General features: G+C 31.7%; 18 protein-coding genes and 1 tRNA gene. 12 read left to right on the top strand and 7 right to left on the bottom strand.

Annotation, left to right across the window (positions count from 1 at the left end; all coding sequences use genetic code 11):
* Positions 1–213: 213 nt before the first annotated feature.
* The 3 genes from rnr (at position 214) to BMY33_RS05580 (ending at position 3,889) form a co-directional block, all read left to right on the top strand.
* The gene (rnr, locus tag BMY33_RS05590; protein WP_091406515.1) at positions 214–2,412 is read left to right on the top strand and encodes a ribonuclease R; all 2,199 of its coding nucleotides are present in this window, start codon (positions 214–216) and stop codon (positions 2,410–2,412) included.
* 66 nt (positions 2,413–2,478) lie between these two features.
* Positions 2,479–3,153: a head GIN domain-containing protein gene (locus BMY33_RS05585; RefSeq protein ID WP_091406513.1), complete on the top strand. Its 675-nt coding sequence runs from the start codon at positions 2,479–2,481 to the stop codon at positions 3,151–3,153.
* 40 nt (positions 3,154–3,193) lie between these two features.
* Positions 3,194–3,889, top strand: coding sequence for a LysE family translocator (locus BMY33_RS05580; RefSeq protein ID WP_091406510.1), 696 nt, complete (start codon positions 3,194–3,196; stop codon positions 3,887–3,889).
* A 35-nt stretch (positions 3,890–3,924) separates the two neighbouring features.
* On the opposite strand, the gene BMY33_RS05575 is transcribed toward BMY33_RS05580, so the two are convergent.
* Together BMY33_RS05575 and folB are read right to left on the bottom strand one after the other, a co-directional pair.
* Positions 3,925–3,995 (bottom strand) — tRNA-Cys (locus BMY33_RS05575).
* Between the two features lie 53 nt (positions 3,996–4,048).
* Positions 4,049–4,405 carry a dihydroneopterin aldolase gene (folB, locus tag BMY33_RS05570; RefSeq protein WP_091407192.1) on the bottom strand — a complete coding sequence of 119 codons (357 nt, stop codon included), beginning with the start codon at positions 4,403–4,405 and terminating at the stop codon, positions 4,049–4,051.
* A gap of 152 nt (positions 4,406–4,557) precedes the next feature.
* Between folB and BMY33_RS05565 the strand changes: the two genes are divergently transcribed.
* Complete coding sequence (locus tag BMY33_RS05565; RefSeq protein WP_091406508.1) at positions 4,558–6,609, top strand: glutamine--tRNA ligase/YqeY domain fusion protein; 2,052 nt, start codon at positions 4,558–4,560, stop codon at positions 6,607–6,609.
* A 58-nt stretch (positions 6,610–6,667) separates the two neighbouring features.
* Here BMY33_RS05565 and BMY33_RS05560 read toward each other — a convergent pair whose 3' ends face one another.
* The 5 genes from BMY33_RS05560 to BMY33_RS05540 form a co-directional block, all read right to left on the bottom strand.
* Entirely contained in the window at positions 6,668–7,180 is a 513-nt protein-coding gene (locus tag BMY33_RS05560) for a hypothetical protein (protein ID WP_139195595.1), read from the bottom strand.
* A 287-nt stretch (positions 7,181–7,467) separates the two neighbouring features.
* Positions 7,468–8,412 (bottom strand): SPFH domain-containing protein, encoded by a 945-nt coding sequence (locus tag BMY33_RS05555; protein WP_091406504.1) that lies wholly within the window; start codon positions 8,410–8,412, stop codon positions 7,468–7,470.
* Between the two features lie 63 nt (positions 8,413–8,475).
* Entirely contained in the window at positions 8,476–8,655 is a 180-nt protein-coding gene (locus BMY33_RS05550) for a DUF4177 domain-containing protein (protein WP_170837014.1), read from the bottom strand.
* 130 nt (positions 8,656–8,785) lie between these two features.
* The gene (gene gltX, locus BMY33_RS05545) at positions 8,786–10,297 is read right to left on the bottom strand and encodes a glutamate--tRNA ligase (RefSeq protein ID WP_091406500.1); all 1,512 of its coding nucleotides are present in this window, start codon (positions 10,295–10,297) and stop codon (positions 8,786–8,788) included.
* A 114-nt stretch (positions 10,298–10,411) separates the two neighbouring features.
* Positions 10,412–11,449 (bottom strand): alkane 1-monooxygenase, encoded by a 1,038-nt coding sequence (locus BMY33_RS05540; protein ID WP_091406498.1) that lies wholly within the window; start codon positions 11,447–11,449, stop codon positions 10,412–10,414.
* A 102-nt stretch (positions 11,450–11,551) separates the two neighbouring features.
* Between BMY33_RS05540 and BMY33_RS05535 the strand changes: the two genes are divergently transcribed.
* The 8 genes from BMY33_RS05535 to BMY33_RS05500 all read left to right on the top strand — a co-directional run bounded on the left by BMY33_RS05535 (position 11,552) and on the right by BMY33_RS05500 (position 25,722).
* Positions 11,552–14,923 (top strand): DUF4175 family protein, encoded by a 3,372-nt coding sequence (locus tag BMY33_RS05535; protein ID WP_091406496.1) that lies wholly within the window; start codon positions 11,552–11,554, stop codon positions 14,921–14,923.
* Entirely contained in the window at positions 14,916–15,338 is a 423-nt protein-coding gene (gene ybeY, locus BMY33_RS05530; protein ID WP_091406495.1) for an rRNA maturation RNase YbeY, read from the top strand. Before BMY33_RS05535 ends, ybeY begins: the two co-directional genes overlap by 8 nt.
* Before the next feature lie 84 nt (positions 15,339–15,422).
* Positions 15,423–17,294 (top strand): tRNA uridine-5-carboxymethylaminomethyl(34) synthesis enzyme MnmG, encoded by a 1,872-nt coding sequence (gene mnmG / locus BMY33_RS05525; protein ID WP_091406493.1) that lies wholly within the window; start codon positions 15,423–15,425, stop codon positions 17,292–17,294.
* Positions 17,294–17,773, top strand: a complete 480-nt coding sequence (locus tag BMY33_RS05520; RefSeq protein ID WP_091406491.1) for a hypothetical protein — start codon at positions 17,294–17,296, stop codon at positions 17,771–17,773. Before mnmG ends, BMY33_RS05520 begins: the two co-directional genes overlap by 1 nt.
* Positions 17,774–17,936: 163 nt before the next feature.
* Positions 17,937–18,785: a class I SAM-dependent methyltransferase gene (locus tag BMY33_RS05515; protein WP_091406489.1), complete on the top strand. Its 849-nt coding sequence runs from the start codon at positions 17,937–17,939 to the stop codon at positions 18,783–18,785.
* A 229-nt stretch (positions 18,786–19,014) separates the two neighbouring features.
* Entirely contained in the window at positions 19,015–19,536 is a 522-nt protein-coding gene (locus BMY33_RS05510) for an OmpH/Skp family outer membrane protein (RefSeq protein ID WP_091406487.1), read from the top strand.
* Between the two features lie 672 nt (positions 19,537–20,208).
* Positions 20,209–22,245, top strand: coding sequence for a T9SS type B sorting domain-containing protein (locus BMY33_RS05505; RefSeq protein WP_091406485.1), 2,037 nt, complete (start codon positions 20,209–20,211; stop codon positions 22,243–22,245).
* A 3-nt stretch (positions 22,246–22,248) separates the two neighbouring features.
* Positions 22,249–25,722, top strand: coding sequence for a PorP/SprF family type IX secretion system membrane protein (locus tag BMY33_RS05500; RefSeq protein ID WP_091406483.1), 3,474 nt, complete (start codon positions 22,249–22,251; stop codon positions 25,720–25,722).
* Positions 25,723–25,760 lie beyond the last annotated feature (38 nt).

Raw genomic sequence — 25,760 nt, 5'->3', positions numbered from 1 at the left:
ATAACAATCTTGGTATATTAAAATTAAGTAAATTTTAAGAAAAATAATAAGATTTGTTGATATTAATTATTTGTAATTAATTGATTTACAGATAATATATTTTTTTAACTATAAACAATAGTAATATTCAATATTTAATAAAAGTTTATATACAAAACAACATATGTTAAAAGATAAGCTGTAATTTTATATAATATTATTTAAAAGACATTAATGAAAAGAAAAAGAAGAAGAGGAAAAAAGTCTCCGAAAATAGAAAACATTACTCAAGGAATACTCAAAATACTTAAATCAGAACCTAATAAAACATTTAATTATAAACAGATCGCTGCTAAATTTGGTGTAGATGATCCGAGTAGTAGAAATCAGATTATAAAAAAATTAGCACAACTTGCTGCTAAAAAAGAAATAGAAGAAAAAGAACGAGGTAAATTTAAAATTGTGCCGAATATTAATACGTACTCAGGAATCTTAGAGATTACATCAAAAGGAACTGGATATGTAATAGTTGATGATTTAGAAGATGATATTTTTATACCAAATAATAATCTGAATAAAGCGCTTAATGGTGATGAAGTAGAGGTATACATTTATAAAAGAAAGCGAAGAGGTAAAAGTGAAGGTGAAATTTCGAGAATCATCTCTAGAAAGAAACATGAATTTGTAGGTGTTATAGAAATACAAAAGAATTATGCATTTGTAAATATGCAGAATCCTAAGATGTACACTGATATTTTTATTCCAAAGAATAAAATAAAGGATGCAGAAGATGGAGATAAAGTACTTGTTAAATTAGAAGATTGGCCTGAAAAAGCTGACTCACCATTTGGTAAAGTAATAAAAGTACTTGGTAAACCAGGAGAACATAATACGGAAATTCATTCAATATTAGCGCAATATGGGTTACCATATGAATTTCCTAAAGAAGTAGAAGTTTTTGCCAACGATTTAGATACTTCTATTCAGGAATCTGAGATTAAGAAACGTAGGGATATGCGTAAAACGCTAACGTTTACGATTGATCCAAAGGATGCGAAGGATTTTGATGATGCACTTTCTTTCGAAGTTTTAGAAAATGGTAATTATGAAATAGGAATACATATTGCGGATGTATCACATTATGTAAAGCCAGGAACAATTTTGGATGATGAAGCTTATGAAAGAGCTACTTCTGTGTATTTAGTGGATAGGGTAGTACCTATGCTTCCAGAAGTTTTATCCAATAACGCTTGTTCATTAAGACCTCTTGAAGAAAAATATACTTTTTCAGCTGTTTTTGAATTAAATAATAAAGCAGAAATTAAAAATCAATGGTTTGGTAGAACTGTTACATATTCAGATGCACGTTTTGCTTATGAAGAAGCTCAGCATATTATAGAAACTAATAAAAATGTTATACCAAAAGATATTTCTCTTACAGGTAAGGAATATGAAGCAGATGAAAAAATTGCAAATGCGGTATTGAAATTGGATGAATTAGCAAAAATTATGCGTTCTAAACGTATGGGAGAAGGAGCTATTTCTTTCGATAAAGTAGAAGTAAAGTTTAATTTAAATGAAGAAAACAATCCAGTAGGGGTGTTTTTTAAGACTTCTAAGGACGCTAATAAACTTATTGAAGAGTTTATGTTGCTTGCTAATAAAAAGGTAGCAGAATTCATTGGAAAACAAAATCCAAAGAAAACTTTCATATATAGAGTGCATGATGAACCAAATGATGAAAAACTAGCAGCATTACAAAATGTAATCGGTCGTTTCGGTTATAAATTAGATTTAAGGGATCGTAAGACTACAACGAATTCATTAAATGGATTATTGAAAGATGTTCAAGGTAAAAAAGAACAAAATCTTGTAGATACATTAGCAATACGTAGTATGAGTAAAGCAGAGTATACAACTCATAATATTGGACATTATGGGTTAGCTTTTGATTATTATTCTCATTTTACTTCACCAATACGACGTTATCCTGATGTTATGGCACATCGTTTGCTACAATACTATTTAGATAATGGAAAATCAGCTTCAGAAGAAGAATATGAAGAACGATGTAATCATAGTAGCTCTATGGAAAATTTAGCTGCTAGTGCAGAAAGAGATTCTATAAAGTATATGCAGATTAAATTTATGAAGGATCATGAAAATGAGGAATTTCTTGGAGTAATTTCTGGGGTAACTGAATGGGGTATTTATGTAGAAATTATTAGCAATAAATGTGAAGGAATGATTAGACTCAAAGATATGAGTGACGATCATTATATATTTGATCAGGATGAATATGCTGTAATTGGTCAAAACTCTAAAAAAACCTATCAATTAGGTGATGAAGTATATGTAAAAGTTAAAAATGCAGATTTAATAAAAAGACATTTAGATTTCACATTACTTGGTAGTAAACAAGAAATAGAATAAAGAATAATAGTAAACGTTAATCAAAATATAAATCACACATTTATCAATTTTAAATTTATTTAGGAAATGAAAAAAGTAATATTCCTTTCGTTATTATTTGTTGTATCCATGCTAAATGCTCAAAAGGTTATAACAAAGAATGTAGGAGATTTTAATGAACTTAAAGTCTTTGATAAGATAGAAGTGAAACTTATTAAAGGATCAGAAAATAAAGTAGAAGTTTCAGGTATTAGTAGAAAAGAAGTAGATGTCGTTATTAAAGATAACGTTCTAAAAATTAAGATGTCACTAAGTAATACTTGGGATAATAATGATACTAAAGTTATTGTTTATTATACTAATATAAAGAAGTTAGATGTAAATGAAGGAGCTAAAATTATGGTTAAAGGTGCACTTATAGGAAGTGAATTAGATCTTCGTGCGCAAGAAGGTGGTGATATATACGCGGAAATTGAAACTGAGAAATTATTAGCACGTGCTGTAAGTGGTGGTGGATTGCATTTAGAAGGTAAAGCAGATGAACAAGAAGTAACTGTAAAAGCAGGAGGACAATTTATTGCTGAAGATTTAAAAACTAGAAGTACTCAAGTAAAAATTAGTGCTGGTGGAAGAGCAAATGTAAATGCTAGTGATTATGTAAAAGCAAATACAGCAGCTGGTGGTACTATTAGAATTTATGGAAATCCGAAAGAAGTGGATGGAAAAAAAGTTTTTGGTGGCAAAATTATAGAGGTAAACTAAGTAGTATTTTCTAACTTTGTAAGAAATACGCTTACATTTTATGTTTCAAGACGCTCAAGCAGCAATATTTTTAGGATTTATATTAGCCTTTTTAATTGGGCCTGTTTTTTTTGTTTTACTAGAAACAGCTGCAATTAAGGGGTTTAGGGCAGCTTTAGCTGTAGATCTCGGAGTAATATTTGCTGATATTGTTTTTATCTTAATAGCGTATTTCAGTACTAATCAGATTTTAGAAAAGATAAAAGATGATCCTGCTTTGTTTGTTTTTGGAGGTATGTTATTAGCAACATATGGAGCGATATCTTTCATTAAAGAGAGAAAAAACTATAATAAACTTAGAGATACTTCTGTAGAAATTATTAACAAGCACAATTATTTTGTGCTTTTTTTTAAGGGTTTTTTATTAAACTTTATAAATATTGGTGTTTTAGGGTTTTGGATTGGGGTTATAGTAGTAGCCGGTCCTCAAATGGATATGAATACTAATAGAATTTTTGTCTTTTTTGCAATGGTGCTTGCTACGTATTTGTTTATAGATGTGCTTAAAATGTTACTAGCAAAGCGTTTAAAAAGAAAATTAACTCCTAAGCGTACGTATTTAATAAAAAGAGCAATTAGTATAATTATGGTAGTTTTTGGAATTTTCCTCATTATAAAAGGAGTATTACCAGAAACTATGGAGAAAAGAATTCAAGATAAAATTGAAAAAATTACACCAGAATCTGGTTTTAAATAAAAAAAGTCCTGTAAAATTTACAGGACTTTTTTTTGAGGTGTCGAGCGGATTCGAACCGCTGTAGATGGTGTTGCAGACCACTGCCTAGCCACTCGGCCACGACACCCTTTTGATCTTCGAGGGCAAATGTAAAAAAATTTATGATTACTTCAGATTTATTTATCTTTTTTTACTCCTAGTAATTGTAACCATTTGCACATTTCCACCTATTGGAGGGTTAATTTTAGAAACATCTACTGTTGCTTTATCTACTAAAGGTAGCTCTTTTAATATACGACTTAAAATTCGTTCTGCAGCATGTTCCAATAACTTAGAACGAATGGCCATTTCTTCTTTTACTATATGATTAAGATGCACGTAATCAACAGTATCAGAAAGATTATCTGTGCTAGCAGATGTATTTAAATTAGCCTTAATTTTTAAATCAACTCTATAATCAGAACCAATTTTTTTCTCCTCTACAAGACATCCGTGATATGCATATATCTTGATGTTTTTTAGTGTAATTAAACCCACAAATTTTTTTTCAAAGGTAATAAGAATCTTTATAAAGAATTTAGAGGAAAACAACCTTTTTACGGATTGGTATTAGAACAATAAAATAGATATGATACAATTGTTGTGTATCATTAGAAATATTAGGTAGTTTTGTATTTTATTTTTATCCAATGACAGAAGAAAAAAAATCACTCAATTTTTTAGAGCATATTGTAGAAGAAGATTTAACGAATGGTATGAATCCAAAGGATTTACGTTTTCGTTTTCCTCCAGAACCTAATGGATATCTGCATATAGGTCATACGAAAGCTATAGGAATTAGTTTTGGATTAGGTTTAACTTATAATGCTCCGGTAAATCTTCGTTTTGATGATACTAATCCTGCAAAAGAAGAACAGGAATACGTGGATGCTATTAAAAAAGATATTTCTTGGTTGGGATATCAATGGGATAAAGAATGTTATTCTTCTGATTACTTTCAGCAATTATATGATTGGACGGTGATTTTAATTAAAGAAGGAAAGGCATATGTAGACAGCCAATCTTCCGAGAAAATAGCTGAACAAAAAGGAACAACTACAGAACCAGGTATAAATAGTCCTTTCAGAGATAGATCGGTAGAAGAAAATCTAGATTTATTTGAACGCATGAAAACGGGAGAATTTGATGAAGGAGCACATGTAGTTAGGGCAAAAATTGATATGGCAGATCCTAATATGTTAATGCGTGATCCGTTGATGTATAGGATATTAAAAAAATCTCATCATAGAACTGGTGATCAATGGTGTATATATCCAATGTATGATTGGACTCACGGAGAAAGTGATTATATAGAAAACATTTCTCATTCATTATGTTCATTAGAATTTAAGCCACATAGAAAACTGTATGATTGGTTTTTGGATCAGATTTATAATAATGAGAATATAAGGCCTAAACAAAGAGAATTTGCACGTCTTAATTTAAGCTATACAATTATGAGTAAGCGTAAATTACTCAGATTGGTTAATGATGGTATAGTAAAAGGTTGGGATGATCCGAGAATGCCAACTATTTCTGGGTTACGAAGAAGAGGATATACTCCGGCATCCATACGAAAGTTTGTAGAAACAGTAGGTGTCGCTAAAAGAGAAAATGTTATTGACGTTTCTTTACTAGAATTTTGTATAAGAGAAGATCTTAATAAGACGGCGGATAGGGTTATGGCTGTATTAGATCCGGTAAAATTGGTAATTACTAATTATCCTAAGAATGAAGAGGAATGGTTAGAAGCGGAGAATAATCCAGAAGATTTGTCAGCAGGTTCTAGAAAAGTTCCTTTTTCTAAAGAATTATATATAGAAAGAGAAGATTTTAAAGAGGAAGCTGGTCGAAAATATTTTCGATTGACATTAGGTAAGGAAGTACGTCTTAAGAATGCATTTATTATAAAAGGTGAAAGTGTTGTAAAAGACGATCAAGGAAATATTATCGAGATTCATTGTACATATGACCCTAAGAGTAAATCGGGTAGTGGTACAGAGGAATCTAAGCGTAATATAAAAGGAACTTTACATTGGGTATCTATAAAACACGCTATTAAGGCAGAGATTAGATTGTATGACCGTTTATTTAATGATGAAGCTCCTGATAGTCATAAGGAAAAGGATTTTATGGATTTTATTAATCCAAGTTCTTTAAAAGTGATTACAGGATATGTAGAACCAAGCCTTAGAGAAGTTAAGCTATTAGAACAATATCAATTCCAAAGATTAGGTTATTTTAATGTAGATCCTGATAGTAAATCAGATTCTTTAGTTTTTAACAAAACTGTGGGCCTGAGGGATACTTGGGCTAAAGTTAAGCCTGTTTCAAACAAACAAGTTAACAGTAATAATAAACCACATCAAAATAAGCAACGAGAAGTGCTTGCAATCGATGAAATTAAGAGAGCAGGGAAGAAGTATACTAACTTACCAGATGAGAAAAGAGAAGCTCTTAAAACAAAGCTTTTAGAAGCAGCGAAAAAAGTAGAAATAGATGAATTGGTTCCTCTATATGGTACGGCTGCAAAAAAAATAGGAACTCGTATTGTTGTTACTATAGCGCTAGGAGTTGTTTTAAAAACAAAAAATATAGAACCTGATCAAGAAGCTAAAGATTTTATATTAAAAGGGAAAGAAGATTCTAATGAATTGTTAAGTAAAGAAGCAGGGGTTATAGCTAATAATTATAACATCTAATAGAAATATATGAGCATAAAAAAAGAGATGAATAAATTTTATTCATCTCTTTTTTTATCTAGTAATCAGCTGCTATATGCTCATCTTGAGGTATTTCAATTTCTGTTTTGAAATTTTTAAATATTTTTTTGGTTTCATCATCATCCAATAACTTATTAGATTCAATAAAATACCACTTTTCTTTTTTCTTATTATAAAAACCGAATAGAGAACTTTTTAATGTTACATTACGACCATTAAAATCCATTTTTATAGTATTCTTTACAAGACAACGGTATTCTTTTTTTTCTTTTTTAATTTCAGTTACTTCATCAATCTTTGAGCTAACAATTTTTATTTTTTGAGCAGTCATTGTTTTAAAGACTTGGTCAATTCCATTTTTTAATTGTTCTTCACCATATTCTTTAAATATTTTTGGATGTGTATATTCTAAAATAGTATTCACATCTTTTTTCAGAGAGGCTTCAGAAACTGCTTTGGCATCTCTTAAGGCTTCTTTTTTTAATTTGTTTACATTTTGGGAAAATATACTTCCGGAAACAAAAAGAAGTATAAATAGGTAATTTTTCATTTTCATTTTTTTATAAAAGACTATTTTTTGTTTTATCAGAAATAACTATAGTTTATAATTTTACATAGTTTTTTCTTATTAAAAACGAGTTTATATTAAAGACTGTAAGGGAAAATAAAAGTTGCATAATATAAATTTATGTCTTTGTTATAAAAATGCTCTTAAAACCGTCCAATTCAATTTTTTTGTAAAATTAGTAATTTGTGAACATAGATTTTTGTAAAATCGATAAAAAATAAAACCCGATCATAAAATGTGATCGGGTTTTGTTAATTTATAAGATAATCTTATGCATCTGGTTTTTTTCCACCGATACCTTTTTTAGCATTTTGTTTTTTCATTTCTTCTCCTATTTGATTAGAAGCGGTAAATGAAGCAATCATATTATTTAACATATCACTTCCAGCTTGTGGAGAGTTAGGTAATAATATTAAATTACTATTAGTTTCTTCTCCTATGGATTGTAATGTGTCATAATGTTGTGTTACGACGATAAGGGCAGAGGCTTCTTGAGAATTGATCCCCACATTGTTTAGAACATCTACACTTTCTTCTAATCCTCTAGCAATTTCTCTCCTTTGATCTGCAATACCTTGACCTTGTAATCTCTTACTTTCTGCTTCAGCACGAGCCTTAGCAACTATTTTAATACGTTCAGCTTCGGCTTCATATTCTGCAGCAACTTTTTCACGTTCGGCAGCATTAATTCTATTCATTGCTTCTTTTACTTGAAGATCGGGATCAATATCGGTTACTAACGTTTTTATAATATCATAACCATAGTTTATCATAGCTTCATTAAGTTCTTGTTTTACAGCAATAGCAATATCATCTTTTCTTTCGAAGACATCGTCTAATTTCATTTTAGGAACTTCTGCGCGTACTACATCGAATACGTAAGAGGTAATTTGATCGTGCGGGTTTTCTAATTTATAAAAAGCATCATATACTTTAGCTTTAATTACTTGGAACTGTACAGATATTTTTAAACGAACAAATACATCATCTTTTGTTTTTGTTTCTACAAGCACATCTAATTGTTGAATTTTTAGATTTATTCTACCTGCGATACGGTCAAAAATTGGAATTTTAAAATGTAATCCAGAATTTCTAATGCTTAAAAATTTACCAAAGCGCTCTACGACCGCTGAAGTCTGTTGTTTTACTGTGAATATTCCTGATATAAGAATTATAAAACCGAATATCACTAACGGTATTAAATATAGTCCCATAGTTTTTATATTAAAAGTTAATAGTTGAAATGAAGTTACTAATTAATTGTAAATCATTACACATTATTTGGCGATAGTTATCATTGCAGTGGACATACCAGAACTGCTAGAAGTCCCGAACGCGACTGAGATAATTTCCCATCCATCTTGTGAAGCTTTGTTTAATGTATCTTCAGCTTGTTTTCGTAATTTTTCGGTAGACCATAAATTAGATAATTTAAGGACTTTATATTGTTTTCCCATAGTTGACATTATTTAAAATACTTACTATATGAGTATGTATTAATGTCAAAATGTTACAAATAAAAAAGTAAACAGCCCTTTATCTAGATTAGACGAAAGGCTGTTTATACAATTATAATACTAAGAGGTTCTAAAGTTTTTCTATAATAACCTCTATTCTCTTAAGGGTTTCTTTTTTATCTATAATCTCTATAATTCTGAAAATATCAGGGCCTTGTAATGATCCAACTAACGCAATGCGTAGCGGCATCATTATTTTACCAAACCCAATTTCTTTAGATTTTATCCAATTTTTAATAGTATTAGAAATGTTTTCAGAATTAAAATCATGAATGTCGTTAATAATTCTTGTTAGCTCATGCATAAGATCAGGAGTGTCTTGTTTCCATGCTTTCTTTGTTGCTTTTTCATCATATTCTGATGGAGCGATAAATAAAAACTTACTAAGATCCCATAAGTCTTTTGAAAAAACAGCCCTTTCCTTAATTAAGTCAACTACTTCATTTAGATCATAAGAAGTGGAAATATTCTTTTCAGAAAGTGTTTTGCTTAATTGTTCCACGTGTAAAGAGTTATTGGCCTGCTGAAAATGTTGTTGCTGAAACCATTTTGTTTTTTCGGGATCAAATTTGGCTCCCGCCTTATTAACTCTTGTAAGATCAAATTCGTTGATTAGTTGTTCTAGAGAGAAAAGTTCTTGTTCTGTTCCAGGATTCCAACCAAGAAAAGCGAGCATATTGATTACTGCCTCTGGTAAGTACCCATCTTCACGGTATCCAGATGCAACTTCATTTGTTTTTGGATCGGTCCATTGCAAAGGAAAAACAGGAAACCCTCCGGTTATACCATCTCTTTTTCCTAATTTTCCTTTACCAGTAGGTTTTAATATAAGAGGTAAATGAGAGAAACTAGGAGCTTGCCATCCTAAAGATTTATAAAGTAATTCATGTAAAGCTAGAGACGGTAACCATTCTTCACCACGAATAACATGAGATATTTCCATTAAGTGATCATCTACTATATTGGCAAGATGATAGGTTGGCATACCATCACTTTTAAATAATACTTTATCATCTAATACATTTGTATCGATTGTAATATCACCGCGCACTTCATCTTTTAAATGTAAAGTTTCATTCGTTGGACATTTAAAACGGATTACGTAAGGTTGACCAGAATCAATTTTTAGTTGTGTTTCATTTTCTGAAAGTGATAAGGAATTGTTTAGTTTAGATCTATTATGCCAGTTATAGATAAAAGTTTTTCCTTGTGCTTCATGATTTTTTCGAAGATCATTTAGTTCATCTGCTGTATCAAATGCATAGTATGCATCACCACTATTTATTAACTGATCTGCGTATTGCTTATATAAGTGTTTTCTTTCACTCTGCTTATATGGTCCAAACTTACCTTCTTTTCCTGGTCCTTCATCAAATGGAATGTTACACCAATTAAGGGATTCTGTGATATAGTCTTCGGCACCAGAAACATATCTGTTTTGATCTGTATCTTCTATTCTTAGCACAAAAGTACCTTTATTTTTTTTTGCAAAAAGATAGTTAAATAAAGCAGTTCTTACGCCTCCAATATGAAGAGGTCCTGTTGGACTTGGGGCAAATCGTACCCTAATGTTTTTTGTCATAATCTTTGTTTTTAACCCAAAAAGGTGTGCAAAAGAGAACGCAAAGATACAATCTAAAATAAGTGTTTGAAAAAGATTTAGTCTAATAAATCGAAAGAAGAACTACGTATATATTTAGGGTTTCATTTCGTTTGGCACCCTTTTATTCACAAGCATAAACCATAGAGGAGGGAAGAGTGCTATTACCATTGATGTCGGATAACCGAAAGGTAATTGCGGACTTTTATCATGATGATCTAGAATTTGATATTTCTTCGAAGCGCGATAATGATGATCACTGTGTCTTGTAAGTTCAAAAAGAAGAATACGGCCTAATAAATGATTGGAGTTCCAAGAATGAATTTCTTTAACACGTTCGTATCTACCTGATTTGTTTTTGTTTCTTTTAAGACCATAGTGTTCAATATAATTTATAGTTTCTAATAAAAGAAACCCAACGGCTCCGCTGGAAATTGCAATCCAAAAACCAGTAATATCAAATAAAAGATAAATACTAATAAGATAGCTTGCAGTAAAAATTAGATACCAGAACATATCATTTTTAGGAGAAAAAAAAGACAGATTATTTTGTTTTAATAATTGGATTTGGATTTTCCAGGCACTAATGTATTGACCTAAAACAGATGTAAACCAGAAAAAGTATACTGGCTGATTATATTTGGCAGTGGCTGGATCTTCTTTGGTAGCAGCTTTTAGATGATGTCCAAAGTTATGTTCGATATAAAAGTGCATATATAATGAAGGAAGCAATAAGGCTTTAGCAATAAATCTTTCGTTGGAAAAACGATGACCTAATTCATGGCCAACATTGATGCCATTAGCACCAAGTACTATTCCTGTAGAGATAACAATACCTACAATTTCATAAGTAGATAGTTGATGTTTTGTAACTGTATAAATAGCATAAAATAATACGATATAAATGATGGGAAGATTGATATACAATAACCAATCAAACAACTGTTTTTTAGATTTTGATAAACGGCTATTATCATCTAAGTTTTCAATTGATGAAGGGGTAAATAGTTCTATAAAAGGAATAATACCAAATACATAAAAAGGAGTTAAATAGGTATAGACCCCTTGTATCGATATACTTAGTAAGGCTACAATTGGAATCGTGTATGCGGATATATACTTTAAATCTTTCATAATAACGTACTTGATAGGGGTTTGAATTATAATAAATATAACAAATCTATAAGAAATAAAGTTGTAGTTTTATAGATTACTGAAATAGAAAATGATAGCGCTATGGGTAGTTTTGAGTTCATAAAGGAGAAATTAGAACAGTTTATAAGAAAATATTATATCAATGAATTGATAAAAGGAGTTATATTATTTTTCGCAATTGGTGTGTTGTATTTTTTGGTTACGCTATTAATAGAATACGCTTTTTGGTTAAATAGTACTTGGAGAACTGTTTTGTTTTGGCTGTTTATAGGAGTGGAAATTTCCCTATTTATTAAGTTCATTGCGATACCGGTAGCAAAGCTGTTAAAAATAGCTAATGGAATTAACTATGAGAATGCGTCTAAAATTATTGGAGATCATTTTCCAAATGTGAATGATAAATTATTAAACTTATTACAGTTACAAAATGATAGTTCATCGTCAGCCTTATTATTAGCTAGTATAGAACAGAAGTCTGTAGAATTAAAACCAATACCTTTTAAATTGGCGATTGATTTTAAGAGAAATTCTAAGTATTTGAAATATGCTTTAATTCCAGTTTTGGTTTTTTTACTAGTAAGTTTATCCAATAGTAAAGATTGGTTTTCTGAAAGTTATAAACGTGTTGTTAATTATGAAACGGCATATGAGCCACCTGCCCCGTTTCAGTTCTTTATAGTAAACAATACGCTTAATGCTCTGGAGAATAAAGATTTTATTTTGGAGGTAAAAACTACAGGAGACGTTTTACCAGAAGATGTTCAAATTAGTTATAATGACGAGATTTATTTTTTAAAGAATACAGGTGTGGGAGCTTATGAATATACGTTTGCACAACCAAAAAAGTCAGTCGATTTTGTTTTGTTTTCTAATGAAGTTGTCTCCAAGGAGTATGTATTAGAGGTTGTTCCAGTGCCTACATTATTAGATTTTGTTATGGATCTTGATTATCCTGCATATACAAAGAAAAAGGATGAATCTTTAAAAAGTTCTGGAAATGCTGTTGTGCCTGAGGGGACAAAGGTGAAATGGAAAGTTAGAACTAGAAATACCGAAAATGTAAACCTTGTTATGAAGGATTCTACACGTGTTTTTGAAAAAAGTAAATCCGAATTTAATTATAACGAAGTTTTATATAGTGATTGGGATTATAGAATAACAACTTCTAATAAAAATGTACAGGACTATGACAATCTTTCTTTTAATATTAATGTTATAAAGGATCAATATCCTGAGATTAATTTGACAACTGAAAAAGATACGGTAGATAATAGTACAATGTATTTTTTTGGTAGGGTTAGTGATGACTATGGTTTAAATGGACTACGATTGATGTACTATAATAGTGAGGATGAATTAAATAAACAGTCTGAGAGTATAGCTATTAATTCGTCAAGTTTTGATGAATTTATTTATGCTTTTCCTGGAAATTTAGGACTTAAGGATGGTGTTAATTATGAGTTTTATTTTGAGGTGTTTGACAATGATGCTGTTAATAGTAATAAGAGTACACGAAGTCAAGTTTTTAGTTATAGAAAATTAACTAAAAGTGAGGAAGAAGAGAAAAAATTAAATGAACAAAGCAAGGCTATTTCGGGTTTAAACAAATCATTAAAAAAATTCAAGTCACAGGAGCAGGATTTAAAAAGTATTAGTAAGCTTCAAAAGGAGAAGAAGCAATTAGATTACAATGATAAAAAGAAGTTAGAAGATTATTTGAAACGACAGAAGGAACAGGAAAAAATGATGCAAAACTTCTCAAAGAAATTGAAAGATAATTTAGAAAGTATAGAGGATAAAAAAGAGGAAGAACCTTTTAAAGATGCGCTAAAGGAAATGCTGGAGAGAAATGAGGAGAAGCTAAAGAAAAACGAAAAACTGTTAGATGAGATAAATAAGATAGCTGAGAAATTGCAGAAGGAAGAGTTAACTGAAAAATTAGAGGAGCTTGCAAAAGAGAATAAGAATTTAAAGAAAAACTTAGAGCAATTATTGGAGTTGACTAAGAGATATTATGTTATAGAGAAACATGAAAAGTTGGCAAGCAAGTTGGATGAGATGTCTAAAGAACAGGAAGAGTTATCTAAAAAAGAAGATAGTAATACCAAAGAAAAGCAAGATGAGTTAAACAAAGAATTCGATGAGTTTAAAAAGGAAATGGATGATTTAAGAAAAGATAATAAAGATCTTAAGAAGCCAATGAATTTAGATCAGGATAAAAAAGATGAGGAGGAGATTTCTAAGGAGCAGGAAAAGGCTAGTGATAATTTAGAAAAGGACAATAAATCGGACGCTAAGAAAAATCAAAAAAGCGCTGCTGAGAAAATGAAACAGATGAGTAGTGGAATGCAGATGCAAATGCAAATGGGAGGTGGAGAACAAGAGCAAGAGGACATGGAAATGTTGAGACAAATATTGGACAATTTGGTTGATTTTTCTATTGAGCAAGAAAAACTGATGAAGGGTTTTAAGGGTATAGATATAGATAATCCTACGTATTCTACCAAGTTAAAAAAGCAAAGTGTTCTCAGAGAAAATTTTATTCATATAGATGATAGTTTATATGCATTGGCGTTACGTAGACCTAAAATATCTGATGAGGTAACGGGGAAGTTAACAGATATAGAATTTAATATAGATAAATCATTGGAACGTTTGGCAGAGAATCAGGTGATACAGGGAACAGCGAATCAGCAGTATTCTGTAACAGGCTCGAATGATCTCGCATATTTTTTAAGTATTATTTTGGATCAGATGCAGAATAGTATGTCAGCTTCCGGTAAGGGCAAAAGCGGTAGTAAATCTCAAGGTTTTCAATTGCCTGATATTATAAAAAAACAAGAGGAATTAAATGAAAAAATGAAAGAAGGAGCAGAGAAAGGAAAAGGAAAGAAAGAAGGTCAAGAAAAGGGGGATTCTAATAGTGGTTCGTCAGGTGAGAATGGTGAAGGTGGTAAAGGAAAAGGAGGAGATAAGAAGGGTAAAGATGGGAAAGACGGAAAGAACGGAGAGGGAGAATCTGAAATGCAAAAAGAGGACATGAATGGGGAGCTTTATGAAATATATAAACAACAACAGAAATTAAGAAATGCGCTACAGGATAAGTTAAAAAAGGAAGGAATTGGAAATGGGAATGGCAGTGATCTTCTTAAAAAAATGGAACAGATAGAAAGTGATTTGTTGGAGAAGGGTTTTGATAATAATACTTTAAGTAAAATGATGGATCTCAAACATGAGTTATTAAAATTGGATGATGCTACTATAGAACAAGGAGAAGAAGAGAAAAGAGAAAGTAAGAGTAATAATAAGTTGTTTCGCAATAATAATGAGGAACAGATTTTGAAGGCTAAACAATATTTTAATACAACTGAGATATTAAACAGACAAGTATTACCTTTGCGGCAGAATTACAAGCGTAAAGTGAAGGAATATTTTAAAAAGGAAAATGATTAATTTTTTTTATGAAGAAGTAGAGGTTGATATTGATGAACTTTCTACGATTGCATGGTTAAGTAATGTTATCTCTTCAGAGGATAAGAAGAAGGGTGATATTAATTATATTTTTTGTAAAGATGAATATTTACTAAGAATTAACCGGAAGTTTTTGAACCATGACACTTATACAGATATTATAGGTTTTAGTAATGGGTTAGGAAATATAGTGGCTGGAGATATTTTTATTTCTATAGAAAGGGTAATAGAAAATGCTGGAGTTTTTGAGGTTGAAATAGAGGAAGAAATTAGAAGAGTAATTGCTCATGGGGTATTGCACTTCTGTGGGTATAAAGATAAAACGGAGGAGGAAAGTCTTCTTATGAGACAAAAGGAAAACGAAAAATTAGGGATGTTCCACGTGGAACATCCCTAATTTTTCGTTTATTAATGTTCCACGTGGAACATTTTTTTAAGAGTATAACATGTAAGTGTTCCACGTGGAACAAATAGGAATATTATGTTTGATAAAGAGTATGATGTAGTAGTGGTTGGAGCTGGACACGCTGGAAGTGAAGCTGCGGCGTCAGCCGCAAATTTAGGTTGTAGCACATTGTTGATTACAATGAATTTGCAAAACATAGCTCAAATGAGTTGCAATCCTGCGATGGGAGGTATTGCAAAAGGACAGATCGTTAGAGAGATTGATGCTATTGGTGGATATAGTGGTATTATAAGTGATAGAACTGCTATTCAGTTTAAAATGTTGAACAAATCTAAAGGTCCTGCGATGTGGAGTCCAAGAGTTCAGAGTGATCGTATGAGGTTTGCAGAGGAGTGGAGGTTACTTTTAGAACAAACTCATAATTTAGATTTCTATCAGGATATGGTAAGTGGTCTTATTGTAGAAAATGATAGGATAACAGGTGTAAGAACTTCTTTGGGAATTGAAGTTAAAGCTAAGACGGTTGTGTTGACCAATGGGACTTTTTTAAATGGGTTAATTCATATTGGAGAAAAACAATTTGGCGGAGGTAGAGCGGGTGAAAGAGCGGCTACTGGTATAACGGAACAACTAGTAGATTTGGGATTTGATTCAGGAAGAATGAAAACGGGTACTCCTCCTAGGGTGGATGGAAGATCTTTAGATTATTCTAAAATGACCGAACAGCCGGGTGATGATAATCCTGAAAAGTTTAGTTATTCGGATTTATCAAAACCTTTAGTTAATCAAAGATCGTGTTATATGACATATACTTCTGCAGAAGTACATGATTTATTAAGAGAAGGCTTTGATCGCTCGCCAATGTTTAATGGTAGGATAAAAAGTATAGGACCCAGATATTGTCCTTCTATAGAGGATAAGATAAATAGATTTGCCGATAAGGAAAGACATCAAATGTTTATAGAGCCAGAGGGTTGGAATACTGTCGAGGTTTACGTAAATGGTTTTTCTACTTCGTTACCAGAAGATGTCCAGTTTAAGGCATTAAGATCTGTGGTTGGTTTTGAGAATGTAAAGTTTTTTAGACCTGGTTATGCAATAGAATATGATTACTTCCCACCAACACAATTAACACATACATTAGAGACTAAATTAGTTTCTGGATTGTTTTTTGCTGGACAGATTAATGGAACTACGGGATATGAAGAAGCAGCCTCTCAAGGGTTGATGGCGGGCATAAATGCCGCACTTAAAGTAAAGGAAGAGGAAGAGTTTACGTTAAAAAGAAGTGAGGCTTATATAGGTGTTTTAATTGATGATTTAATTACGAAAGGTACTGAAGAACCTTATCGTATGTTTACGTCTAGAGCGGAATATAGGACACTGTTAAGACAGGATAATGCGGATTTTAGATTAACGCCAATATCTCATAAGATTGGACTAGCAACTGATGATAGATTGAGAAGGATGGAAAAGAAGGAAAAAGAAGCAACGAATTTTGTTCAGTTCTTTAAAGACACTAGTGTTACTCCAGATGAGGCAAATCCAGTTTTAAAGGAAAAAAATTCTTCCGAGATCAATCAAAGTGGTAAGATGTTTAAAATTTTTGCACGACCTCAGATTACTTTGGAAGATATGAAACGTTTGAGTAAAGTATCTGAATATATTGAGGAAAACAATTTGGATAAAGAAGTTTTAGAACAAACTGAAATCCAAGTAAAGTATTCTGGATATATAGAGAAGGAAAAAAATAATGCTGATAAACTGAATCGTTTGGAAAATGTTAAAATACCTGAGGATTTTGATTATACGAAGTTAAAATCTCTTTCTTATGAGGCTTGTGAGAAGATGAGTAAAATAAGACCAGCTACTATTTCTCAAGCATCCAGAATTAGTGGAGTTTCTCCAAGTGATATTTCGGTTTTGTTAGTATATATGGGTAGGTAATGGAAAGTGTAATCTGTAAACAGGAAAGAGCATTAAAGGCAAGGATTTTGACTACGATAGTTTTGGTTGTTTCTATTGCGGGGCTTTTTTTAACATCAGAACCTTTGCAAGTAAGAGTACTGTTTTTAATTGGAGCTTTATTGGTTTTTGGCTTTTCGGTTTCGTATAAGATTAATAAAAATTTTATTAATCAAAAATTATTTTCGGTATTCGGTATTGTTTTGTTTGAAATTAATTTGGAATTAGAATTCCCTAATTATGTTTCTGTTTATTCGGGTTCTTTTAGTGTAAGTAATGAATGGGGAGCGGTTAGTGGAATAGGTACTAAAGAAAGGCATGAAAAGTTTGCAGTACGTTTTTTTACAGATAACAGGAAAGTAACAGTATATAAGACGAATAAATATAAGAATGCTTTTAGTATAGCTAATTCGCTTAGTGAGTTGTTAGATGTAGAAATTTATGACGCTACGAAATTATAGTTCCACGTGGAACATTTTTGTTTTTTTGTTTATAGATTAGTTTAAGAGATGTGATCGTTTTGTGTTTGATAGAAAAATTAACCAAAGATGTTTGTTTGGATTTGGTATTACATCTAAAAGATATTAATGTTTTATAAAACAGGAATCGTTTTTAATTTTTAAAATGAATAAAGAAGAATTAGATTTTTATATAAAGTGCGAGGATTTTACGGTTTCTGGGGAGAGTTTTAAATTATATAAAGATAAAGACCTAGATATGTTAGTAACGTTACCTAAACCAGCTAATGAAAATCTAGGTAAATATTATGAAAGCGAAGATTATATTTCTCATACAGATTCCAAAAGAAGTGTTTTTGAGAAACTCTATCATTATATTAAGAAGTATTCACTTAATAAAAAAGTAAAACTTATATCTACTTTGAATAAAGGTTCAGGATCGCTTTTGGATATAGGAGCGGGTACAGGGGATTTTTTAATTCAGGCTGATCTAAAATATTGGAAAGTAAAAGGAGTAGAACCAAGTGTACAGGCTAAAGAATTGGCCAAAGAAAAAGGAATTCTTTTAGAATCTGACACAGCCGATTTACCTTCTCACGAATATGATGTTATTACTATGTGGCATGTACTAGAACATGTTCCGGATTTAACTGATCAGATTAAAGAATTGAAACGTTTGGTAAAACCGGGGGGTTATGTTGTTATAGCAGTTCCTAATTTTAAATCATTCGATGCAGAATATTATAATTCATATTGGGCTGCATATGATGTGCCAAGACATTTATGGCATTTTTCTAAAAATTCAATAAAAGCACTATTTGCAAAAGAAGATATTTATTTAGAAAAAACATTACCTCTGATTTTTGATTCTTTTTATGTCGCATTGTTATCAGAGAAATATAAGAATGGAACAATGAATTACATAAGAGCTGTTTGGATTGGTTTTATTTCTAATTTTAAAGCAAAGCAATCAAAAGAATATTCATCACATATTTATATCTTAAAAAACTCATGATTTCTTTTTTTAAGAAGTTTTAAAGGTTTTCTAATGATTTTATGCTCAATTACCTTGCTTTTTTTTAAAAACCTCTTAGAACCTTTAGTTTTTAATTAAAAATTATTGATTTTTGTAATAGCAAGTGCTTTTACTATTGTTTTTTCTTATACGTAATTAATTTGATGTACTATTAGGTATAACATCAAATGAACTTTGATATTTTTGCGCAGAACTAAATTTTAAAATAATGAGAAATTTTATATGGATTGCTATTGCCGTAATAACAATGACTTCTTGCAATCAACAAATTGAAAAAACTGGTTATGTAAATAACACAAAAGTAGTATCTGATTTTAATGAGATGAAAACTGCTAAGGAAAAGTGGACGAAAAAAAACAATGAGGTACGTGCAGAATTAGAAGAGAAGGCTAAGCAATTTCAGATAGAGGTACAAGGATATCAAAATATTATGAAATCTATGTCTCAGTCTAATAGAGAAAAGAAGGAACAAGAATTAATGGTTAAGCAACAAGGTTTACAAAGAGAGCAGCAGACAAGAATGCAAGAGATTCAACAAGGTAGCCAAGTTGAAATTGATTCTATTATTGCAAAAGTAGAAGGTTTTATAAAGGATTATGGAAAGAAGAATGGATATACATATATCTATGGAGAAACAGAAGTTAAGAATATTTTTTATGCTAAAGAGGAGTTAAATCTAACAGATAAAATTATAGAGGAACTTAATGGTGAAGCTACTCCTAAAGAGTAATATTTTAAACGTTTAAATACATAAAACTTTGGGAAGTGATTTTCAAAGTTTTTTTATGTCTATTTTTAGGGAATATTCCCTTTAATTTAGATTTAAAAATGTAAAAAATTAGACCTTTTTTTGGTGTTTAATTTTAAATTATTAATGAGAAATATGCTAAGTGTTTTTGGTTATAATTCTATGGCGTTTTTAAGGTAAATATTTTAGCTGTTAATAATTCAGAAATTGATGAATTATTAGAAAAAAAAGTAACACTTAATCGGCAAAAACTGCCTTTTTTAGATATTTGGACTATAGCATTAACCTTAAAAAATAATTACTTTTTTACATTTTTTAGTCAAATATTTTTTGATATTTCGCTAGAATATCTGAAAAATGTTGTTTTTATTGGTTGATAATTACAAATATATATGTATATTAAAACACTGACAAACAATATTTTATAATCAAATTTATTATGGTTCAATTCTTGTTTTTAGAGATGTAATCATACTCTTCAGAAGAGAGTAAGAATATTATTACAAAAAAAAATGAAAAATTGGTTTGATATAAATTTTTAATTCATAATTTTATGACTTTACAATATTTATATTAACAATATTATCAACAAGCGCCCCAAATCGCTTGATTAATGTTGCATATATTCACACAAATTTAACTGATGTGATAACTATGAAGAAAAGACTTAACCTCGTAATCGTTATGATAGTTTTGGCAATGGGAATCCATGTTGCCAAAGCGCAGCGTAATATAGGTCCGCCTTCTCTTACTTCGGCGCCTCAAGCTTGCGGTACTTTAACAAATAGTTTCGACTTTAGTACAGAACTATCTCCAGGTAATGCTCTACCTACGAATAATCAATTTATATTAGAGCTTTCAGATGCAACTGGAAGTTTTGCAAATCAATCAGACATTACCGAATTAGGAAGAGTAACTGGGCCAAATAATGGAACTGGAGCTACTTCTAATATTGATTTTGTGGGTATCTCTGTACCTACAAACGCGAATAGTGATGATTTTAGAATACGAGTTAGAGCTTCTGAGGTTGATATAACAAGTGACATTTCTGATGCGATACCGTTCCACTTTTTTAATGATAATTTAGAAATAATATTGAATGGTAGAGATGAAGTAATTTTTTGTAATGTAGCTTCTTTTGCAAAAGAGATTGCTATAGAAGTAAGAGATGAAAATGATAATTCTGTTGATGTTAATACATTGAAATGGGAATGGTTAAAGGATGGTGCAATAATTCCCGGAGAAAATAACCCTTCTTTAATAATAACTGAGGTAGGGAGATATATCGCTAGAGTTCCTCTAGGGTTGTGTAATAATTTTTTCAACCCTCTGAATAGATCAAATGCAGTAGATGCCTCTTTAGTTAATCCTGGTGATATAACAATAATAACTGACGCTGCTGATTTTTCTTATTGTCCAGATGAGTTTAAAGAATTAAAAGCAAGTGTTATAGATTTCTCATATAATTATCAATGGTTGAAAGATGATGTAGAATTAGAAGGAGAAATATCGCCGACAATAATTTTACCAGATAATGATTTTGGAGGAGAATATACATTACGAATAGAATTAAGCGAAGATTGTACGTTGATTACAGATCTAGTTACCGTTACGAATGAAGGTTCTAGTATAACAGTTCCACTTCCCGAAAGCTTAATATTATTACCGACTCAGGTTTTGAATTTAACTATAGAGACTGACGCACCAGTAGGAAGTGTTTTTAGATTTATTGTAGATACAAATATTCAAAGTCAAGGAGTAACAACAAGTCAAACATTAACATTTCCAGCTCCTTTTGTCGGAGATTATAGAATTGAAATTGAGGCAGATGACCCTTGTAACACGTTTTTAATTACAGAAACAAGTGTTTTTGCAGCGACTAGAATTGATCTGGTTATAGCACCGGATGAAGTTGTTGATTGTCAGCAGGACCCAATTACAATAGCTCTAATAGAAATGGTTGGTATAACTTCATCAGGAGATCGAGTTCCACTTACTACAGAGCAATTTGATTTTTTCGATTTCGAATGGTTTAATGATGGAGTCTCAACAGGTGAGACTTCTTTATCATTAGATGTAAGTCGTTCTGATAGTGGAGGAAGTTTCGAATTGAGAGCTGTTTTTAGACCAGGAGGCCTACCAGATGCAGTTTCTAATAATTTACCTATTGACTTTTTAGCTAGTGATATAGTATTAGATATTACTCCGCCAGTATTGGAAGCAGGAGAATCAGTAGTATTGACAGCGCCGTTAAATGCGAATTTTACGTATGAGTGGTATTTGATTGAAAATGGAGAAGAAGTTCTAATAGATGGTGAAACAACCAATACGTTAACCGTAACGGAGGAAGGAAGTTATTTTGCAAGAATAAGTACTTCTTTATGTACGGCCGATACGCAAGTTGCTGCAGTTGGAGGACCAACAGCATTATCAGAATTAATCCCCAATGTTGTTACACCAGGAGGTAATGTAGCAAATGATGCCTGGGTTCTACCGAATTCATTTAGTGAAAATGATGTAGAGGTTACTATATACTCATCTAACGGAAAGATAGATTTCCAGAAAAGTGGAGGTTATAATGCAGATTGGCCAAACAATTCTGCATCTCAAGCAAGTGAACTGATTTATTATTATATAATTTCTAGAAGTAGTACAGTTGTAAAAAAGGGGACAATTACAGTAATGAGATAATTTATGATTAAAAAAATACTTTATATATCCGCATTCATTTTTTGCTCTCATCTTGTCAACGGACAGGATGGATCATCTAATACATCTGGTATATTACCATCAGATATTCCATTACATAATTCTCTTAAATATAATCGATTTATGTTTAACCCGACTTTTTCTTTAGTTAGGGAAAACAAAAATTCAATAAATATATATAATAGAAACCCTAGAGCAAGTTTTAGTGACAATTCTCAGACGTACTTCCTTAATTATTCAGCTAGATTTGAAGAAAAAACCGGAATAGGTGTTGGTTTATTTCAGCAAAATGTAGGAATATTTAGGTTTTTTGGTGCTACTTTAAACTATGCATATAATATTGAATTAAATAGAGACATGAACTTTACTTTTGGGGTAAATTTAAGTTATTCCCAGAGTGCCTTAAAGAGTAATCTTGATGAGGCTCAAGTAAATGATGACATAATTAATAATTATGAAAATAGCTCTGTGTTTTTACTTCGTCCTGGAGTAAATTTCAATTATGGGAATTTTGACGTTGGTGTATCCGTAGGAAATTTAGTGACTTACAATCTTACTGCTAGTGAATTGTTAACTGATAATTTCGAATACTCAGGTCACGTAATGTATACTACCGAACTTGATTGGAGAAGAATAGATAATGAACTTCGAGGAATGGTTTATGCTTCTAAGCCTGGTGAACAAGATCTAAGATATGGGGGTAATGTATTATTCGAAATCCCAAAATATGGTTGGGCGCAACTTGGTTACAATAGTTTTTATGGAGGATCAATAGGAATTGGAGCAAATATTACAAAAACAGTTTCTATAGGCTATACCGTGGAACCTGGTATAGGAGGTGATGCAACGGCTGCAGAATTTGGAGCTACTCATGAATTTGGGTTGGCGTTTAATTTTGCTAAAGAAGAACGTAGGAGTAAAAGAAGAAATATTTCTTCAAAAAGCTCATTACAAAGGGATTCTGAAATTAGAAGACTTAAGAAAGAGATCTTAGATCAAAATAAAATAATAAGAGAACTACAAAAAACTGGAGGAGATTCTCTTAGTCAGGCACAAAGAACAATGAATAGGTTAGAGCGATCTATTCAAGAAGCTAAAGAAGAAGAAGCCAGAAAAGCCAGAGAGTTAGCTTTACAAAGAGAAGAAGAAGTAAAATTACTTAATAAGCAAGCAGAAGAATTAGCAGCTCAGAAGAAATTAGAGCTGGAAATGTCAGAGCAAAAGGCTGAGGAAGAAAGATTGGCAACTCAGAAAAATCTTGAATTAGAAATTGAAGAAAGAAGAAAAGCGGAAGAAGCTGCTGGAATACAAGCAGAGGAAGCAAGAATAGCTGCTGAAGAAGCTGCAAGAGAAGCAGAGGCAGAAGAACAAGAAGCTGCTGCGGAAGCTGTAGCTGAACAAAAAAGACAAGCACAAGAAGCTACTAGACTTGCAGCAGAGGAAGCCGCAGAGATAGAGAGACAGGAAATAGCTGCTACAGAAGCGAAACAACAAGCTGATGCCGAAGCCGCTAAGCAAGAAGAAGAGAGATTAGCTGCCCAGAAGAAATTAGAAGTTGAGATAGCAGAGCAAAAAGCTGAAGAAGAAAGATTAGCTGCTCAGAAGAAGTTAGAACTTGAGATGGCCGAGCAAAAAGCTGAGGAAGAAAGATTAGCTGCTCAGAAGAAGTTGGAACTTGAGATGGCTGAACAAAAAAGAAGAGAAGAATCTCAAAAAACATTAGAGAGAGAAGTTTCCGTACAAAAAGATAAGGAAGCAGAAGCTGCAAGATTAGCTGAGGAAGAAAGACTAAGACAAGAAGCTGAAACTGCAAGATTGGCTGAGGAAGAAAGATTAAGACAAGAAGCTGAAACTGCAAGATTGGCTGAGGAAGAAAGACTAAGACAAGAAGCAGAAGCTGCAAGATTGGCTGAGGAAGAAAGACTAAGACAGGAAGCAGAAGCTTCAAGATTAGCTGAAGAAGAAAGGTTAAGACAGGAAGCAGAAGCTGCAAGATTGGCTGAAGAAGAAAGACAAAGACAAGAAGCGGAAGCTGCAAGATTAGCTGAAGAAGAAAGGTTACGACAAGAAGCAGAAGCTGCAAGATTAGCTGAGGAAGAAAGGTTACGACAAGAAGCTGAAACTGCAAGATTGGCTGAAGAGGAAAGACAAAGACAAGAAGCAGAAGCTGCAAGATTAGCTGAGGAAGAAAGGTTACGACAAGAAGCTGAAACTGCAAGATTGGCTGAGGAGGAAAGACAAAGACAAGAAGCAGAAGCTGCAAGATTAGCTGAGGAAGAAAGGTTACGACAAGAAGCGGAAGCTACAAGATTGGCTGAGGAAGAAAGGTTACGACAAGAAGCTGAAGCTACAAGATTGGCTGAAGAGGAAAGACAAAGACAAGAAGCAGAAGCTGCAAGATTGGCTGAAGAGGAAAGACAAAGACAAGAAGCTGAAGCTACAAGATTGGCTGAAGAGGAAAGACAAAGACAAGAAGCGGAAGCTACAAGATTGGCTGAAGAGGAAAGACAAAGACAAGAAGCGGAAGCTGCAAGATTAGCTGAAGAGGAAAGACAAAGACAAGAAGCAGAAGCTGAAAATAATGGAGGAGAAGATCTAGAACAGATACAAAAAGAATTAGACAACAGTAGTAGGATTACGGATAAATTAATTGCTTCTAGAGATTCTTTATTAACATCTTCAAAAAACTTAGATAAAAGAGAGTTTAATAAACTTTTAGAGTCTTTAGTAAGTATGAACGACCAAGCAGAAGAGGTTAAGAATAATAATGATCCTACAAGTTCTAAAAGACTTACTTCTAAAAATAGATTTATCAAGTTTGCTGAAGCAACAAGACCTGAGGCTAAGTATGCTACTAAATATATACCTGGATATCCAGAAGGGTTTTATTTGATTGGTAATGTATTTAGAGGAGGAACTTATGCAGAAAGCTTTACGAATAAGTTGAAAGATTTAGGTTTTAATGATTCTCAGGTAATAGTAAATCCAGAAAACCAGTACCAATACGTTGCTATTAAGTATTATGCTAATAAGGAAGAAGCGGCAGAAAATTACTTGAATAACATTGGAAATAAATACTTTGGTGATATGTGGATATTAAATATTGCTAAAAGTAGAGTGGAGTCTTTAAAAAGACTGGTTCAAGAATCGAGACTGATTAAGGATACTGTAAAAGATGATACGGTTTTAACAGAAAGCCTATCCTATATCGGAGGACATAATATCGAGAATGGTTATTACTTAATAACAAATATTTTCAAAAGAGAAAACTATTTCGAAAGAGGAATGGAAAAATTAAAATCTCAGGGCTTAGAACCTAAGTTTTTCAGGAATCCAAAGGATAATTACATATATGTTTATTTAAACAAATTTGACACACTAGATAATGCAAAACAAAGCTTATTTTCTAATGTTAATAATACATATAATGGCGATCTATATATTTTAAAAATAGAATAGTGAGCACCCCAAAAAAATAAGAATGAATAACTCAACTC

The organism is Aquimarina amphilecti, assembly GCF_900109375.1.
In the GTDB taxonomy this organism is placed as follows: Bacteria; Bacteroidota; Bacteroidia; order Flavobacteriales; family Flavobacteriaceae; genus Aquimarina; species Aquimarina amphilecti.
This window is presented reverse-complemented; position numbering and strand designations above follow the sequence as displayed.

Bases quoted from the DNA above. Each gene is read 5' to 3' on its own strand.
- rnr (WP_091406515.1), top strand. From the start codon at position 214: ATGAAAAGAAAAAGAAGAAGAGGAAAAAAGTCTCCGAAAATAGAAAAC.
- BMY33_RS05585 (WP_091406513.1), top strand. From the start codon at position 2,479: ATGAAAAAAGTAATATTCCTTTCGTTATTATTTGTTGTATCCATGCTA.
- BMY33_RS05580 (WP_091406510.1), top strand. From the start codon at position 3,194: ATGTTTCAAGACGCTCAAGCAGCAATATTTTTAGGATTTATATTAGCC.
- BMY33_RS05565 (WP_091406508.1), top strand. From the start codon at position 4,558: ATGACAGAAGAAAAAAAATCACTCAATTTTTTAGAGCATATTGTAGAA.
- BMY33_RS05560 (WP_139195595.1), bottom strand. From the start codon at position 7,180: ATGAAAAATTACCTATTTATACTTCTTTTTGTTTCCGGAAGTATATTT.
- BMY33_RS05555 (WP_091406504.1), bottom strand. From the start codon at position 8,412: ATGGGACTATATTTAATACCGTTAGTGATATTCGGTTTTATAATTCTT.
- BMY33_RS05550 (WP_170837014.1), bottom strand. From the start codon at position 8,655: ATGGGAAAACAATATAAAGTCCTTAAATTATCTAATTTATGGTCTACC.
- gltX (WP_091406500.1), bottom strand. From the start codon at position 10,297: ATGACAAAAAACATTAGGGTACGATTTGCCCCAAGTCCAACAGGACCT.
- BMY33_RS05540 (WP_091406498.1), bottom strand. From the start codon at position 11,449: ATGAAAGATTTAAAGTATATATCCGCATACACGATTCCAATTGTAGCC.
- BMY33_RS05535 (WP_091406496.1), top strand. From the start codon at position 11,552: ATGGGTAGTTTTGAGTTCATAAAGGAGAAATTAGAACAGTTTATAAGA.
- ybeY (WP_091406495.1), top strand. From the start codon at position 14,916: ATGATTAATTTTTTTTATGAAGAAGTAGAGGTTGATATTGATGAACTT.
- mnmG (WP_091406493.1), top strand. From the start codon at position 15,423: ATGTTTGATAAAGAGTATGATGTAGTAGTGGTTGGAGCTGGACACGCT.
- BMY33_RS05520 (WP_091406491.1), top strand. From the start codon at position 17,294: ATGGAAAGTGTAATCTGTAAACAGGAAAGAGCATTAAAGGCAAGGATT.
- BMY33_RS05515 (WP_091406489.1), top strand. From the start codon at position 17,937: ATGAATAAAGAAGAATTAGATTTTTATATAAAGTGCGAGGATTTTACG.
- BMY33_RS05510 (WP_091406487.1), top strand. From the start codon at position 19,015: ATGAGAAATTTTATATGGATTGCTATTGCCGTAATAACAATGACTTCT.
- BMY33_RS05505 (WP_091406485.1), top strand. From the start codon at position 20,209: ATGAAGAAAAGACTTAACCTCGTAATCGTTATGATAGTTTTGGCAATG.
- BMY33_RS05500 (WP_091406483.1), top strand. From the start codon at position 22,249: ATGATTAAAAAAATACTTTATATATCCGCATTCATTTTTTGCTCTCAT.